This window comes from Agrobacterium tumefaciens (assembly GCA_025560025.1).
Classification (GTDB): Bacteria; Pseudomonadota; Alphaproteobacteria; order Rhizobiales; family Rhizobiaceae; genus Agrobacterium.
Map to the genome: position 1 here is coordinate 423,613 of CP048485.1, position 14,193 is coordinate 437,805.

Here is a 14,193-nt window from a genome sequence, read left to right on the forward strand (position 1 = left end):
GAACATTGCAATCCTGAAAAAGCCGTCATACTTTCTGCTCCATGGTGATCAAGGTTTCAAACGAAGCGGCAAGACGAATTTTTCTGGCGCGGCAGGGGCTTTCCTCGCCGCCCGGCAAGGCTCTTTCCAAGAGCGACCTGCTGCAGCTGATAACCGATATCGGTTTTGTGCAGGTGGACAGCATCGGCACGGTGGAGCGCGCCCACCATCAGATTATCTTCTCCCGCAACCAGACCTACAGGCGTGATCATCTGACCACGCTTTTGGAAAAGGACCGGGCGCTGTTCGAGCACTGGACGCATGACGCTTCCATCGTGCCGACGGAATTTTATCCCTATTGGAAGCACCGCTTCCGCCGGCGCGAGCCGATCATTCAGGAGCGCTGGCGCAAATGGCACGGCGAGGGTTTCGACGCCGCTTTCGGTGAAACGCTGGAGCGCATTGCGGCAACCGGCCCGGTTCTGGCGCGGGAGCTGAAGGAAGAGGGGCACCAGTCCGGCGGCTGGTGGAACTGGCATCCTTCCAAGACCGCGCTCGAATATCTCTGGCACACCGGCAAGCTCGCGATTGCCGGCCGCGTGAACTTCCAGAAGGTCTATGATCTCGCCGAACGGGTGATTCCCGGCGAGCATCACGAAACCGAGGTGGAGCACGCCGAATTTGTCGACTGGGCCTGCCGCGAGGCGCTGAAGCGGCTGGGCTTCGCCACCCACGGTGAAATCGCCGCCTTTTTCGATCTCGTCACCCCGCAGGAGGCGAGGGACTGGGTCAAAAGCCATCGCGATGAACTCTGCGAGGTCTCACTTCTTGCAAGTGACGGCGACACTGCCCGTCCGTCCTATGCCTTTGCCGGTTTCACCGCCGACCTGACCGACGTGCCGGAACCGTCATCCCGCGTCCGCGTCCTCAGCCCCTTCGATCCGCTGTTGCGTGACCGCAATCGCACGGAGCGGCTGTTCGGCTTCTATTACCGCATCGAGGTCTTCGTGCCGGAGCCGAAAAGACAATATGGCTATTATGTCTTCCCGCTTCTGGAGGGAGACCGCGTGATCGGTCGCATCGACATGAAGGCGGATCGCAAGCGCAGCACGCTCGATGTTCGACGTCTGTGGCTGGAACCGGGCGTACGTGCCTCGGCGGGCCGGCTGGAGAAGCTCGACGCCGAACTGGTGAGGCTGGCGAAATTTACGGGTGTTGAGAGCGTGAATTATCTGGAGGGCTGGCGGGAGGAAAACTGAGGTTTTTCGCTCGATTGATTGCAAGACGGGGCACGCAGACACAGCGTTCCTGATCCGTGATGCCGGATTGTCGCGCGGCGTTGCGGCATATTTCTTCTCCCCGCCGGGGAGAAGGTGGCCCGAAGGGTCGGATGAGGGGGCAACGGCAAAGATATGCGGAGAACTTGCCCCCTCATCCCGCTGCCGCGGACTTCTCCCCGACGGGGAGAAGAAACGAGCGGAACCCGCTCGCCTCACGATAGCCCTGTGAAGCTAGGCAAAAGCCCCCAAATCAGCAGATATCCGTCGCCGAAATCTTGATGCCGAAACCTTCGAGGCCGACGTAATGGCGTTCGCGCGTCGTCAGCAGCTTGATCGAACTGATGCCGAGGTCCTTCAGGATCTGCGCGCCGAGGCCGATTTCCAGCCACTCATTTTCGCGGGAACGGGCCTGCGCATGCGCCTCGTCCGGATCGCGTGACTTGCGCCGTCCGGCCACCTGGCCGACACCGACGGAGCCTTCGCGCAGATAGACGATGACACCTCTGCCTTCCTCGGCGATCTTCTGCATATAGTGCCGCACCGGCTGGCGGTCGCCGAACACGTCGTCGGCGACATTTTCCGGGTGCAGGCGAACGGGAATATCGACACCGTCCCTGATATCGCCGAAAATCACCGCCATGTGCTGCATGCGGTCCCAGGGCAGGGAATAGGTCTGCGCCTTGGCCGGTCCGAAGGGCGTTTCGATGGTGAAGGAAGATTCCATCTCCACCAGCGTTTCCTTGCGCTGGCGATAGGCGATGAGGTCGGCGACGGAAACCTGCTTCAGCTGGTGTTTGTCCGCAAAAGCTGTGACCTGCGGCCCGCGCGTGACGGTGCCGTCATCATTGACGAGCTCGCAGATGACGCCGATCGGTGACAGGCCCGCCAGCTTGCAGAGATCGACGGCCGCTTCGGTATGGCCGGAGCGCATCAGAACGCCGCCTTCGCGGGCAATCAGCGGGAAGATATGGCCGGGCCGGGTAAAATCGGCGGCGCCAACATTGGGGTTGGCGAGGTTGCGCACCGTCAGCGTGCGGTCGTCGGCCGAAATTCCGGTTGTGGTACCGTGCTTGAAATCGACGCTGACGGTAAAGGCGGTCGTATGGGCGCTGTCGTTTTCGGCAACCATGGCATTGAGGTTCAGCCGCTTGGCTTCCTCACGTGGCATGGGGGCGCAGACGATGCCGGATGTGTGGCGAACGATGAAGGCCATCTTTTCCGCGGTGCAATGAACCGCCGAAATAATCAGATCGCCTTCGTTCTCCCGGTCGTCATCATCGGTCACGACAACGATCTCGCCGGCTTCGAAAGCGCGGATGGCGTCGACGACACGTTTCTGATCATATGCCATTTCTAGTCTACCTCACTTCAACCGGCCGGTCTGGCCGCGATCTCTCAAGTAATGGTCGGCAACGGTGCAGGCCACCATCGCTTCGCCGATCGGCACGGCGCGAATGCCGACGCAGGGGTCGTGGCGGCCCTTGGTGCGCACATCCACATTGTTGCCGTCCGCGTCGATCGACTGGCGCTCGGTCAGAATGGAGGAGGTGGGCTTGATGGCGAAGCGTGCGATAACAGGCTCACCGGTCGCGATGCCGCCCAGAATGCCGCCGGCATGGTTGGAGAGGAAAATCGGCTTGCCGTCATTGCCCATGCGCATCTCGTCGGCATTTTCCTCGCCGGAAAGCTCGGCGGAGGCAAATCCCTCGCCAATTTCCACGCCCTTGACGGCGTTGATCGACATGAGGTTGGAGGCGATATCCTGATCGAGCTTGGCATAAATGGGTGCGCCGATACCGGCCGGAACCCCTTCGGCTACCACCTCGACGACGGCGCCGATCGACGATCCCGCCTTGCGGATGCCGTCGAGATAGTCTTCCCACACGGGCACCATGGCCGCATCCGGGCAGAAGAACGGGTTCTGGTCGATCTGATCCCAGTCCCAATTGTCGCGATTGATCCTGTGTTTGCCGATCTGCACCAGCGCGCCGCGCACATTGAGATCAGGCACCACCTTGCGGGCGATTGCGCCTGCGGCGACACGCGCCGCCGTCTCGCGCGCGGAGGAACGTCCGCCGCCGCGATAGTCGCGAATGCCGTATTTCAGGTCATAGGTGAAATCGGCGTGTCCGGGGCGGAAGCGCCTTGCGATCTCGCCGTAATCCTTGGAGCGCTGGTCGGTATTTTCGATCAGCATCGAGATCGGCGTGCCGGTCGTCACCATCGTCTCGCCGTCGTCGTCCAGCATCACGCCGGAGAGAACCTTGACGATGTCATCCTCGCGGCGCTGGGTCACGAAGCGGCTCTGGCCGGGCTTGCGCTTGTCCATCCAGTGCTGCACCTCGGCAAGCGTGAAGCGGATGCCGGGCGGGCAACCATCCACCACGCAGCCCAAGGCGGGCCCATGGCTTTCTCCCCAGGTGGTAACGCGGAAAAGATGACCGAAGCTGTTATGCGACATATTTTTCAAGACCGGAAAACAGGGCCGACCTGCGGACAGGGGCCGTTTAAAACAAGCGGATTTGTCATAGTGGAAAATGAGACCAAGGCAAAAGCCTTTCTTTCATCGCAGGCCCGATAAGAAGGTGACATACCGTTCACGAAGCGCGACAGGCCGCAGGGCGACACACATAACCACGGAGAATAGACCCCGCTGGGGAAATGATTCGGTCTGAACCCCCGGGTTTTGGGAGATGACGAGAGTATAAAGATGCCGGCGTTTTCCACGCTAATCCGGAGTTTTCCAATATTGCTGCGAAATGCGGTGTAAAAATCACTAACGGCTTGAACGCGATCCCAAATCCGTTCATCAATTGGGCCGAAAATGTCATGGTTGCGGGCAATTTCCGCCACATTCGAAAGGCAATTCTTCATGCATGTAAGGTTTTCACGCAAATCCACGAAAGCTAGATCGATGCGTATGATGATTGCCGCCCTTCTGGCTACCGCCAACCTTTTGATGCCCATCAACGGCTTCGCCCAGAGCGTCGACGTGGAGGGAACGATCAGCAAGATCGACGCGAATGGGCTCAGCATTACGCTCAACGACGGCAAGACCTATCGCGTGCCGGAAGAGTTCAATTTCGAAGGCTTGAAAGCGGGCGTCAAGGTCGTGGTTTTCTACACGGAAGTGGATGGCAAACGCGTGGTCGACGATCTTCAGGTCGTTGAATAAGCGGCGATTGCGGCTCTGCCTGCCGATAAGGCAATTCTTTCCTCTGCCATTACGCTAAAACGTCCGTTGTGAAACGAGCGGTTGCCGCTTGTTTCTTCTCCCCGCCGGGGAGAAGTCCGCGGCAGCGGGATGAGGGGGCAAGGGTCGAGATATTCGGCAACGTTACCCCCTCATCCGACCCTTCGGGCCACCTTCTCCCCGGCGAGGAGAAGAAACGAGAGGCGGCCACTGCGCCAAATATAAGCTTCTCAGAGGACGACGCAGAGGGTTATGCCCTGTGATCCCTCACGAAATCCAATCCGCACTATTCCTGTCGATTTCGACTTTCAAAATCCGGTCCTGCGGGATTTGCGTTCTTGAGGCTTCGTCCTTGTCCATGCCCGATACGAGCCGGAAGATGGAGCGGATCACGCCGCCATGGCAGACGCAGACGGTTGGAACCTCGACGGAGGAAAGCCATGCGCCGATGCGCCAGGACAGTATTTCATAGCTTTCCGCGTCCTGTCCGGGGGGAATGAAGTCCCACTTATTGGCCTTGCGCGCCTTCACCCGGTCCGGAAATTCTTTTTTCAGTTCCGGCAGGGTCTGGCCCTCCCAGTCGCCGAAGGACACTTCGACGAGACGGTCATCGGTGCGGTAGGCCTTGGGGTCGAGCCCCATGGCCCCGCGCATCAGTTCCATGGTCTCGCGCGTGCGCCCGAGCGGGCTTGCCACGTAGTCGAAATCATCGGCTGTAGCACCAAGGATGCGCGCCAGAACCTTGCCGTTGCCGACCGCCTGCTGGCGGCCGAAATCATTGAGCGGAATGTCTTTCTGGCCCTGAAGCCGGCGTATCGCATTCCAGTCCGTTTGTCCGTGCCGGATCACATAGACGAGCAAGGCGATACCCCGTTCTTACACTTTTCAGGCTTAGTCCTTGACCACCGAAATGTCAGGCGCATCCACCGCCTTCATGCCGATAGTGTGGTAACCGGAATCCACATGGTGGATTTCGCCGGTCACGCCAGTCGAAAGGTCGGACAGAAGGTACAGCGCCGACTTGCCGACTTCCTCGATGGAAACTGTACGCTTCAGCGGCGCATTATATTCGTTCCATTTCAGAATGTAACGGAAGTCGCCGATGCCGGAAGCGGCAAGCGTCTTGATCGGGCCGGCGGAAACGGCGTTGACGCGGATGCCGCGATTGCCGAGGTCGACGGCGAGATAACGCACGCTGGCCTCGAGTGCGGCCTTGGCCACGCCCATGACGTTGTAGTTCGGCATGACCTTCTCGGCGCCGTAATAGGTCAGCGTGACGATCGAGCCGCCGTCATTCATGACAGGCTCGGCACGCTTGGCAACGGCGGCCAGCGAGAAGACGGAAATGTCCATGGTGCGGTTGAAATTGTCGCGGCTAGTGTCGAGATAACGGCCGGTCAACTCGTCCTTGTCGGAGAAAGCGATGGCGTGCACGACGAAGTCGATCTTGCCCCAGTGCTTTTCCAGCCCGGCAAAAACCGCATCGATCGTCTCGAGATCGGTCACGTCACAGTGGCCGGCCATGAATGCACCGAGTTCCTGCGCCAAGGGCTCGACGCGCTTCTTCAGCGCATCGCCCTGCCAGGTGAGTGCGAGTTCCGCGCCTGCGTCCGCGCAAGCCTTGGCAATGCCCCAAGCGATTGAACGATTATTGGCGACGCCCATGATGAGGCCGCGTTTGCCAGCCATGAGGCCGGATGCCTGAGCCATTTTATGCTCCCTGATACTTTCGATTGATCCTGCCTATGGCATAGGCTGCAATCCTGTTCAAGATTGCCAAAGATCATCAACTGTTAGGGAGCGTAACAAAGGGTGCGTTGTCCCGGCTATTCGCAAAACTTTCATAAATAAAGGCCTTCGCGCATGTGCCGCATGAGATCGGTCACCTTTTCATCCGGCTTTTCAAGCAGGACGATGCGCAATTCGATGACGAGATCGCCAGATTCCCCCTTGCCGTCGGCAAGGCCTTTGCCGGCGAGCCTCAGCACGCGGTCCGAACCGGACCAGGCCGGAATGCTGAGACTTTCCTCGCCCAGCGGCGTCTTCACCTTCGTTTCGCAACCCAGAACCGCATCGCTGAGCGAGATCGGCAAAGTTGTGTGAATATCGAAGCCACGAACGGAAAAAGCGTCATCGCGGGCGGCGAGCAATGTCACGGCAAGATCGCCACGCGCCATGTTGGGAAGCTTCAGCCCCTGTCCCTTCAGCCGCACCACATGACCGTCCGTCATGCCCGGCTCAAGCTGAAAACGGGCTTCCCTTTCCTCTGCAAGCGCAACCGTAATCCATTTGCGCTCAAGAAGATCGGCGACGGTGACGGTGGCTTCCGCAGTGATATCGGGCGCTTTTTCGGGCGTTGGCTGCGCGGGCCGGAAACGGCGAACCAGCGCGCTGAAAAGATTGGCGGCAAGCGAGGTGGGGGCGGATTTGTCGTCACCTGTGACGGGTTGCGCCGTTTCACCGGCGCCCGGCACGTCGCCTCTCGCGCCTTGTGCCGCAGCTTTCGCGGCTTCCGCCGCCTGCTGCACCTTCGGGTCGTTCTGTGCCTCTGCACCGAAAATCCGCTCGACGATATCTTCGGCGGTTTCCGCCCTGGCGTCGGTCTTCTGGCCGGTCTGCGCCCGGTTGCGGGCGTCGGCGCGGGCCAGTTCCTCCATCAGCTTCTCGGCCGCCTTGGCGCGCTCGGCAGCCTCGCGCGCCGCCTCCCGCTGCTGCATGATGGTTTCGCCGCGCTGCTTCTTTTCGGCCGCCCTGCGGGCCTGGTCGTAAAGATCGCGTTTTTTGGGGTCTTTCAGAAGATCATAGGCCTGTCCGATCTCGGCGAATCGCGCCGAGGCATCGGGGTCGTCGCGATTGGCGTCCGGATGGACGGTTTTCGCCTTCGTGCGCCAGGCGGCCTTGATTTCCTCGTGGCGGGCGTCACGTTTCACGCCAAGGATCGAATATGGATCGCGCATGCGAAACACCAGTTACGTTGGCTCAGGCGCATGCTGCCGCTCATGGCGCAATCCTGAAACTAACCCCTCCGAAAAGGGATGCCGACAATCATTCGCCTGCACGCCCTCGGTTTAATCAACGTCGACTGTTGCAATAAGTTGCTAATCAGTTCTTTACGGGGAATGCGCGCTGCGCCGAGGTCGGCCCTATTCCATGCGCCAAGGTAAACAGATTATTTCTGCTCGAAGCGGGTCAACAGCCATTCGCCGGTTTCCGACAGGCAGGCCTGGCCGGCATAGGCTGCAACGCCCTCGAAGGAGTGGCGTGTCGTCCTGAATTCGCGGCAGACGAAACCGCTGGATTTGTCTTCGTGGATGGCGGTCACGACGCCGGCGCTGCCGGTTGCGGCATTGGCCCAGGGCAGCGGCTGGTCGGCAAGTTTGGCCAGATCCGCCGATGTCACCGCGTTGCGGATGGTCGCGTCGTCGGTCTGCGGCCCGTTATTCTGCTGGTTTGGAACGGAAGCGGTGGAAAGTGAGCGGTCGACCTTGTCGCCGCCGAACAGATCGAGGCTGACGCAGCCGCTCAGCACCACGAGCATTGAGACGACAGCGGAAACTTCCGCGATCGACGAAAGGAGGCCCTTTGTTCGACTGTTCGACTTTGCTATGACGGTCACCATCTTTCACCAGAGATCATCTCTGGGGTCCAAATCAGCTCGGGAGCATTTTAGTCAATATGTCGGAAACGGGGTTAACATCCAGTGACTTCACTGAAGAAAATGAACCGTTCACGCTTTTTGCCGAATGGCTGAAGGATGCGACGGCCTCCGAAATCAACGATCCGAACGCGGTCGCGCTCGCAACCGTGGACGAAAACGGCCTGCCGAATGTGCGTATGGTGCTGCTGAAGGACGTCGATGATCGCGGCTTCGTTTTCTATACGAATTTCGAAAGCCAGAAGGGACGCGAGATCCTCGGCCAGAAAAAAGCGGCCATGTGTTTCCACTGGAAAAGCCTGCGTCGGCAGGTGCGCCTGCGCGGGGAGGTGGAGATCGTCACCGACGCGGAAGCGGACGCTTATTACGCTTCGCGCCCGCGCGGAAGCCGCATCGGCGCCTGGGCGTCGAAGCAGTCGCGGCCGCTGGAAGGCCGTTTCGCGCTGGAGAAGGCCGTCGCCGAATATACCGCCAAATATGCGATCGGCGATATTCCGCGCCCGTCCTACTGGTCCGGGTTCCGCATTCGCCCCGTCAGCATCGAATTCTGGCACGACCGCAAGTTCCGCCTGCACGACCGCGTCGAATTCCGCCGCGAGACGCCGGATGCGGCATGGTCCAAGGTCCGCATGTATCCTTGAAATGCAGGCCGCCTAGTCCTGCTTACTTCAGCAGCGAATCGAAGAGCGGCAGACCGATGACGGCGGAAATGGCGATCAGGCCGTAGCAGATACGCCTGAACGCCGCCTCGTCGGCCAGCCCGTGCAATCGCGCGCCGGCGTAAAGACCGGCTCCGTAAAACGGCAGGGCCAGCAGGAAAAACACGAAGACATCGGCCGTGAACAGACCGCTGAAAAAATAGCTGGTGGCGGAGATGACGGTCGAGATCGCGAAATAGAGAATGACATTGGCGCGCACGAAGGCGCCCTTGAGCGCGCCGCCAAGCCAATAGGCAACGATGGGCGGACCACCCAATTGCGCCGCCCCCGAAAACAGCCCGGCGACAAGGCCGGTGACGAGCGTCAGCGGCGTCTTCGGCCGGCCGCTGTAACGCCAGCCGGAAACCAGAAACAGCAAAAGCACGACGACCACGACGGAGATGATCCAGCGCAGCGTCAGCGGATCGCCATTTGAAAGCAGCAGGGTTCCAACCGGCACGCCGACAAGCGCGCCGGCCGCCATGGTGAATACCTCGCGCCGGTCTGCCATGCGCCAGGCGGGCGGTATCATGCCAAGCGTCAGGACGCCGTCCACCACCAGAAGAACCACTGAGGCGATGCGTGGCCCGACAATGGCGCTCGCAAGCGGAATGAAGATGAGGGCCGCGCCAAAGCCGGAAAAACCACGGGCAAGGCCGGCCAGAAAGGCGGCGCCCGCAAACATGGCGAGCAGCGACGGACTATGCGCGGTGATGAGGGCCGAGAAGAAGTCGAGAGGAGACATGGGGGATGGCACGGTTTTTCGAATACCTTTTCTCTATCCTGCTCGCAGGCGCCTGTCGTGGAAATTTCCGTTCATCGCTGCATGACGTCCTTTCCGGTCGACGCCGCCGGAGAATCGTGATTAGAGTTGTAGCGCATGAACAAAGGATGAACAAATGCTCACTGTCATGATGCGCCAGTTTGAAGAGGCGTCCCAAAAATATGCTGCTGAAAACGGGATCATCCGCGATCCGGACTGGTACATGCTGAAGCTTCAGGAAGAGATGGGCGAGGTCACGCAGGCCTGGAACCGGTTGACGGGGCGGGGGCGCATCAAGGGCAGGAGCAAGGAGGAGATGAAACGGGATCTGGCCGACGAAACCGCCGATCTTCTCGGCCATGTGCTGCTGCTGGCCCATTATAACGGTCTCGATATCAAAGGTGCGATAGAGCGGAAGTGGCGTTTTACGGCGTTGGTATGACAGTTTGCGGCGGGAAATCAGACCTTTGCGCTGCCGGGTCCGCCCCCCGGCTGCGATCATGAGAGCGAGACGATAAAGAATAAAATTGCGAGAATGGTGGCCACCGGCGTCATGACCCGCCGCTCCGCACGGCTTCGCGACATGGCGTTCAGTCCGATGCTCACCGCAAGCGTGCAGGCGGTGATCCAGATGCCGGCTTCGATCCAGCCTGCCGGCCATAAAGTGATGAAGCCTGCCTTTTGCAGCGGAAAAGATGCGACAAGTGCATAGATTGCGACGGACGCCATGCTGGCAAGGCGCTGCGTGGCGGGCAGAACCCTGTGCTCGCCGCCCCAGGCAAAGCGGCCGAAGGGCGCACCCGTTGCAAGGGCAATCTGAAACGCGGAAAGAGCAAACAGTATAAGCGTTGCGAGCGACACGGCGACAAGCAGCATGATCACTCCGTTGATGGATGCGCCCCAAATGCATTCGAACGGGACCGGCCTGTCAGCCGATATGCGCATTATCATAAACACCAATGGCTAAAGCCATGTGACGCGTTTTCAAACCTCTGAAAGCTGCGCCTTTTGCAGGAGGTCTGCAACCGCATGAAGGTCGCTCGATACGGCGATGCATCTCTCCCGCATTTCCTCGGTCGGCGGCGCAACGTCCGGCACCATGATCGTCATCATGCCCGCCGATGTGGCCGAGCGGACGCCGGAATAGGAATCCTCCAGCGCCAGGCAGCGGCCCGGATCGATGTCGAGACGCTTGGCGGCGGCCAGGTACGGCATGGGTGAGGGCTTCGGCTCCTTATAGTCGCCGCGTGCGACGATGGTGTCGAAACGTTTGAGAAGATCATGGGGGCCGAGATGGCGCGTTACCGAATCATGCCGCGAGGAGGTGGCGATGGCGCGGCGGATGTCGAGCCTGTCGAGGAGATCGAGAATGTCGATGACGCCCGGTTTCAGCGCCACGCCTTCCGCCATCATCACGGCAAGATGCCGCAGCCACGCATCCCGAAAGGCATCGATGGGAAAATCCGCACCATAATCGGCGAAGATGGTTCCGGTGATGACATCCCAGGGGCTGCCGCAGACCTTCTGATAGGTCTCGACCCGCATCCCGTGGCCGCCTTCATCTGACGCTGCCAGAAATGAATCGCGATAGAGCGCCTCGCTTTCGATCAGCAATCCATCCATGTCGAAAACGACGGCGTGAGGAAGAAAAGGCAGCATGCTGGCTCAGCCGAACCGGAAGGGGCGTTCGCCGAGGCTCTCGAACGGGCGGATGAGGTAGCCGTCCGGATCGGCGACGATGAATTGCCGGTTGCCGACCTCGACCGTGCCGCGCCTGTACCATTTTTCCTCGAGCGGCATGATGAGATCGATCGAGGATCGTTCCAGCCGGGAGAGAATGGGCTGCAGGGAAGGGACGGCGAGTTGCAGGTTCATGCCACGGCCAAGCGGAAATTCAAGCGCGGCATTGTCCGCCACGAAGGTCCGGGTCGCGCCGATCTGGTCGATCATCAGCTGCGCATCGCCCAGCGCCAGATAGGTGAAGCCCTCTTCGGGCCGCTCATACACCACATGAAAACCAATCAGATCGCAATAAAAAGCGCGGCTTTTCTGCCAGTCGCTGACGGCAAGTTCCGGGACGAGGGCATTTCGTATGATGGTCATGGTCTCCTTTGACGCGCAGAGGCCCGGCGGTGGGAGGATGGGCCTGCGGTAATGCGACGATCTTATCGTCTTCCGGGTGACTTGCCAGAAAAATCCTCATCATGGCTGGCATGTGTGAGGCTCTGTGCTGAAGCCGGTTTAACTTCTCGCCCGGCAACAGGGTTCCTGCCGTCATGCCGGATCGAGGCCGCAATGAGGAGTAGGGGAGGGCTCCGCACCGGTCTTCAGAGTACGTATGCCCCCCACGCGCGACGCCGCCCGTGCCGCGACTAAGCCTTCGTGCCGCCAACGGTGATCTGGTCCATGCGCAGATGCGGCTGGCCGACGCCGACCGGCACCCATTGCCCGGCCTTGCCGCAATTGCCGATGCCCGTATCGAGTTTGGAATCGTTGCCGATCATCGATACGCGCTTCATCGCGTCCGGCCCGTTGCCGATCAGCATGGCGCCCTTCACCGGCGCGCCGATCCTGCCGTTCTCGATCAGATAGGCCTCGGTGCAGCCGAACACGAATTTGCCCGAGGTGATGTCCACCTGCCCGCCGCCAAAGGAAACGGCATAGATGCCCTTTTTGACCGAGGCGATGATCTCTTCCGGCGTCTTGTCGCCCGATAACATGTAGGTATTGGTCATGCGCGGCATCGGCACATGCGAATAACCCTGCCGGCGGCCATTGCCGGTCGCCTTCGCGCCCATCAGCCGGGCGTTCTGCCGGTCCTGCATATAGCCGACCAGCCTGCCATTCTCGATCAGTACATTATAAGCCGAGGGCGTTCCCTCGTCATCGATGGTCAGCGAACCGCGGCGGCTGTCGATGGTGCCGTCATCCACGACCGTTACGCCGGGAGCGGCGACCATTTCGCCCATCAGCCCGGCAAAGGCCGAGGTCTTCTTGCGGTTGAAATCACCCTCCAGACCATGACCGACCGCCTCATGCAGCATCACGCCGGGCCAGCCGGAACCCAGCACCACATCCATGGTGCCCGCCGGCGCATCGATGGCGGTGAGGTTGACGAGCGCCTGACGCAACGCCTCGTCCGCGCCACGCTGCCAGCTTTCCGTGGTGATGAAATCGCCAAAGCCGACACGGCCGCCAATGCCGTAGGAGCCGCTTTCCTGCCGGTCGCCTTCGCCGGCCACCACGGAAATATTGATACGGGTCATCGGCCTTATATCGCTGACGCGATGACCGTCGGCGCGCAGAATATCCACCACCTGCCAGCTCGCGGAAATCGTCGCCGTCACCTGCCGGACATTCTCATTCTTGTCGCGCAGATAGGCATCGATATCGGTGAGAAGTTTCACCTTTTCCTCGAAGCTCGGGCTGCCGATCGGGTTTTCGTCGCCGTAGAGCTTCTTGTTTGTGCGCTGGGGTGCGGCGGCATAAGAGCCGGAATAACCTCTGGTGACGGCGCCGACCGCATCCGAAGCGCGCTTCAGCGCACCTTCCGAAAGCTCGCCCGCATGGGCGTAACCCACCGTCTCGCCGGCAACGGCGCGCAGGCCGAAGCCCTGGTCGGTGTTGAAGGAGCCGCCCTTGAGGCGGCCATTGTCGAAGGTCAGCGATTCGGCCTGGGCATGTTCGATGAACAGTTCGCCATCGTCAGCACCGGCAAGCGCTTCCGCGACGAGCTTGCGCAATTGCGTTTCATCGCAATCGAAGAGTTTTACAAGATCGTCGGTCATGGGAGGCTCCAGTCATTATCGTTCAATGACCGATTTAGGCACTGGAGCGGGCAGACGCAAGGCTGCCCGTGAACGGCGAGGCCTTAAGGAAGCGCGTCGTAGCCTTCGGCAAAGCCGGTCAGCTCGATCGGAATGCCAACGCGATCCTGATCGACGGATTCACGCAGCGCAAAAACGGCGGCTTTGCCGGCGCGTAGAACCTTCAGCAACTCGTCGTCAATATCCACTTCCACATAGCAGCCTTCGGAGAAGCAGCGGGTGAAATAGGCCCGGCCGATATTGTTGTTGTCGATATAAAGCTCCATGCCATCCTTCAGGAGAACACCGAGCGGCGCGAGGATGCGCAGGATGCGCGACTTGCGGTCGGCGGTTTTCAGCACCACCACCGAAAGCCCCACTTCCGGGCGGTCATCGGCAATCACGTTCTGCATCAGGGCGCATTGTTCTTCGGAGGCGCCGGCCGGCTTGTCGCAGATGACAGACCATGCGCCATGCGTCGACTTTGGCGTGCCGGGCGGCTGCTGTTGCGCCAGCGCCGCAGCGGCGGGGGCGATGATGGCAAGACCGGCGGCGGCAAGAAAAGTGCGCGCGAGCGGGGAAAGACGCATGGATACCTCTGGGATTCGAATCAGTGCGGCTATTTTGACGCCATAATCCGGAAAAAAAAGCCTCAGGCCTTCAATTCCAGCGGAGTTGGGCGGAAATAGGACCTGTCCGCCCGTATGGACGTCTGATTTGCCGCCGCGACATTCATTATCCGGCGACGAAAGGTGCGGCAAAACCGGCCGCAAGAAGGGGCTTTGTCGCATCTGCGCTGTTTGAAACTGTGTTCGGCCA

General features: G+C 60.4%; 16 protein-coding genes. 4 read left to right on the top strand and 12 right to left on the bottom strand.

What is annotated here, in order from left to right; genetic code table 11:
- The first annotated feature begins 41 nt into the window (after positions 1–41).
- Positions 42–1,238: a winged helix-turn-helix domain-containing protein gene (locus FY152_02045; GenBank protein ID UXS30927.1), complete on the top strand. Its 1,197-nt coding sequence runs from the start codon at positions 42–44 to the stop codon at positions 1,236–1,238.
- Positions 1,239–1,509: 271 nt separating this feature from the next.
- Here FY152_02045 and ribB read toward each other — a convergent pair whose 3' ends face one another.
- On the bottom strand, positions 1,510–2,610 hold the full coding sequence (gene ribB / locus FY152_02050; protein UXS30928.1) for a 3,4-dihydroxy-2-butanone-4-phosphate synthase: 1,101 nt from the start codon (positions 2,608–2,610) through the stop codon (positions 1,510–1,512).
- A gap of 12 nt (positions 2,611–2,622) precedes the next feature.
- Entirely contained in the window at positions 2,623–3,720 is a 1,098-nt protein-coding gene (aroC, locus tag FY152_02055; protein UXS30929.1) for a chorismate synthase, read from the bottom strand.
- A 453-nt stretch (positions 3,721–4,173) separates the two neighbouring features.
- Between aroC and FY152_02060 the strand changes: the two genes are divergently transcribed.
- A complete protein-coding gene (locus FY152_02060) occupies positions 4,174–4,434 on the top strand; it encodes a DUF1344 domain-containing protein (protein ID UXS30930.1) in 261 nt (86 codons plus the stop codon).
- 285 nt (positions 4,435–4,719) lie between these two features.
- On the opposite strand, the gene FY152_02065 is transcribed toward FY152_02060, so the two are convergent.
- The 4 genes from FY152_02065 to FY152_02080 form a co-directional block, all read right to left on the bottom strand.
- Positions 4,720–5,313, bottom strand: coding sequence for a histidine phosphatase family protein (locus FY152_02065; GenBank protein UXS30931.1), 594 nt, complete (start codon positions 5,311–5,313; stop codon positions 4,720–4,722).
- A 30-nt stretch (positions 5,314–5,343) separates the two neighbouring features.
- Positions 5,344–6,162, bottom strand: a complete 819-nt coding sequence (gene fabI, locus FY152_02070) for an enoyl-ACP reductase FabI (GenBank protein ID UXS30932.1) — start codon at positions 6,160–6,162, stop codon at positions 5,344–5,346.
- Positions 6,163–6,293: 131 nt separating this feature from the next.
- Entirely contained in the window at positions 6,294–7,409 is a 1,116-nt protein-coding gene (locus FY152_02075; protein UXS30933.1) for a DnaJ domain-containing protein, read from the bottom strand.
- A gap of 212 nt (positions 7,410–7,621) precedes the next feature.
- On the bottom strand, positions 7,622–7,990 hold the full coding sequence (locus FY152_02080; GenBank protein UXS33185.1) for a hypothetical protein: 369 nt from the start codon (positions 7,988–7,990) through the stop codon (positions 7,622–7,624).
- 137 nt (positions 7,991–8,127) lie between these two features.
- On the opposite strand from FY152_02080, the gene pdxH reads away from it, so the two are divergent.
- Positions 8,128–8,748: a pyridoxamine 5'-phosphate oxidase gene (gene pdxH / locus FY152_02085; GenBank protein ID UXS30934.1), complete on the top strand. Its 621-nt coding sequence runs from the start codon at positions 8,128–8,130 to the stop codon at positions 8,746–8,748.
- Positions 8,749–8,770: 22 nt separating this feature from the next.
- On the opposite strand, the gene FY152_02090 is transcribed toward pdxH, so the two are convergent.
- The gene (locus FY152_02090; GenBank protein ID UXS30935.1) at positions 8,771–9,550 is read right to left on the bottom strand and encodes a sulfite exporter TauE/SafE family protein; all 780 of its coding nucleotides are present in this window, start codon (positions 9,548–9,550) and stop codon (positions 8,771–8,773) included.
- A gap of 154 nt (positions 9,551–9,704) precedes the next feature.
- Between FY152_02090 and FY152_02095 the strand changes: the two genes are divergently transcribed.
- Positions 9,705–10,010 (top strand): pyrophosphatase, encoded by a 306-nt coding sequence (locus FY152_02095; protein ID UXS30936.1) that lies wholly within the window; start codon positions 9,705–9,707, stop codon positions 10,008–10,010.
- Between the two features lie 56 nt (positions 10,011–10,066).
- On the opposite strand, the gene FY152_02100 is transcribed toward FY152_02095, so the two are convergent.
- The 5 genes from FY152_02100 to FY152_02120 form a co-directional block, all read right to left on the bottom strand.
- Positions 10,067–10,444, bottom strand: a complete 378-nt coding sequence (locus tag FY152_02100; protein ID UXS30937.1) for a hypothetical protein — start codon at positions 10,442–10,444, stop codon at positions 10,067–10,069.
- Between the two features lie 108 nt (positions 10,445–10,552).
- Positions 10,553–11,227: an HAD family phosphatase gene (locus FY152_02105; protein UXS30938.1), complete on the bottom strand. Its 675-nt coding sequence runs from the start codon at positions 11,225–11,227 to the stop codon at positions 10,553–10,555.
- Between the two features lie 6 nt (positions 11,228–11,233).
- The gene (locus tag FY152_02110; protein ID UXS30939.1) at positions 11,234–11,671 is read right to left on the bottom strand and encodes a VOC family protein; all 438 of its coding nucleotides are present in this window, start codon (positions 11,669–11,671) and stop codon (positions 11,234–11,236) included.
- Positions 11,672–11,940: 269 nt separating this feature from the next.
- Positions 11,941–13,356, bottom strand: coding sequence for a metalloprotease TldD (gene tldD, locus FY152_02115; protein ID UXS30940.1), 1,416 nt, complete (start codon positions 13,354–13,356; stop codon positions 11,941–11,943).
- Between the two features lie 83 nt (positions 13,357–13,439).
- On the bottom strand, positions 13,440–13,964 hold the full coding sequence (locus tag FY152_02120; GenBank protein ID UXS30941.1) for an invasion associated locus B family protein: 525 nt from the start codon (positions 13,962–13,964) through the stop codon (positions 13,440–13,442).
- Positions 13,965–14,193 lie beyond the last annotated feature (229 nt).

Coding starts and splice junctions, on each gene's coding strand:
- tldD (UXS30940.1), bottom strand. CDS start 13,356: ATGACCGACGATCTTGTAAAACTCTTCGATTGCGATGAAACGCAATTG.
- pdxH (UXS30934.1), top strand. CDS start 8,128: ATGTCGGAAACGGGGTTAACATCCAGTGACTTCACTGAAGAAAATGAA.
- FY152_02120 (UXS30941.1), bottom strand. CDS start 13,964: ATGCGTCTTTCCCCGCTCGCGCGCACTTTTCTTGCCGCCGCCGGTCTT.
- aroC (UXS30929.1), bottom strand. CDS start 3,720: ATGTCGCATAACAGCTTCGGTCATCTTTTCCGCGTTACCACCTGGGGA.
- FY152_02110 (UXS30939.1), bottom strand. CDS start 11,671: ATGACCATCATACGAAATGCCCTCGTCCCGGAACTTGCCGTCAGCGAC.
- fabI (UXS30932.1), bottom strand. CDS start 6,162: ATGGCTCAGGCATCCGGCCTCATGGCTGGCAAACGCGGCCTCATCATG.
- ribB (UXS30928.1), bottom strand. CDS start 2,610: ATGGCATATGATCAGAAACGTGTCGTCGACGCCATCCGCGCTTTCGAA.
- FY152_02080 (UXS33185.1), bottom strand. CDS start 7,990: ATGCTCGTGGTGCTGAGCGGCTGCGTCAGCCTCGATCTGTTCGGCGGC.
- FY152_02095 (UXS30936.1), top strand. CDS start 9,705: ATGCTCACTGTCATGATGCGCCAGTTTGAAGAGGCGTCCCAAAAATAT.
- FY152_02075 (UXS30933.1), bottom strand. CDS start 7,409: ATGCGCGATCCATATTCGATCCTTGGCGTGAAACGTGACGCCCGCCAC.
- FY152_02105 (UXS30938.1), bottom strand. CDS start 11,227: ATGCTGCCTTTTCTTCCTCACGCCGTCGTTTTCGACATGGATGGATTG.
- FY152_02060 (UXS30930.1), top strand. CDS start 4,174: ATGCGTATGATGATTGCCGCCCTTCTGGCTACCGCCAACCTTTTGATG.
- FY152_02045 (UXS30927.1), top strand. CDS start 42: ATGGTGATCAAGGTTTCAAACGAAGCGGCAAGACGAATTTTTCTGGCG.
- FY152_02100 (UXS30937.1), bottom strand. CDS start 10,444: ATGCTGCTTGTCGCCGTGTCGCTCGCAACGCTTATACTGTTTGCTCTT.
- FY152_02090 (UXS30935.1), bottom strand. CDS start 9,550: ATGTCTCCTCTCGACTTCTTCTCGGCCCTCATCACCGCGCATAGTCCG.